Here is a 419-nt window from a genome sequence, read left to right as displayed (position 1 = left end):
CGGCCGGTCCAGGTGCAGCCAGCGTATCGCCGCGCCGATCCGGGCATCTGCCAACAGTTCGCCATATTCAGCCAGCGCGGCGGTGCGCGCGCCACAGGCCGGCGCGGCCCGACTAGAGTCGGACATGGGGCGGCACAAGCGTGCCGGCGTGCCTGTGCGCAATGGAAGGAATGATGAACTGGTACCGCATCACAGACCTCGGCGATGCCGCGGTGACGCTGCCGCTGGCGCTGGCCGTGGCCTTGTGGCTGCTGCAGGCAGACGGCTGGCGGGTCGCCTTGCGCTGGGCCGCCAGCCTCGCCGCGGGCGCGGCGCTGGTGCTGGCGAGCAAGCTGCTGAACGCCGGCTGCGGCATGTCGCTGGAGAGTTTCGACATGCGCGTGATCAGCGGCCACGCGATGTTGTCGGCGGCGGTGTGG

1 pseudogene is annotated in these 419 nt (G+C 70.9%); it reads left to right on the top strand.

Annotated features, from left to right (window positions below):
- Positions 1 to 170: 170 nt before the first annotated feature.
- Positions 171 to 419, top strand: a pseudogene (locus tag AC1DO7_RS41540) (phosphatase PAP2 family protein); the annotation flags it as partial.

Source organism: Cupriavidus sp. 05N40, assembly GCF_056397305.1.
This window is presented reverse-complemented; position numbering and strand designations above follow the sequence as displayed.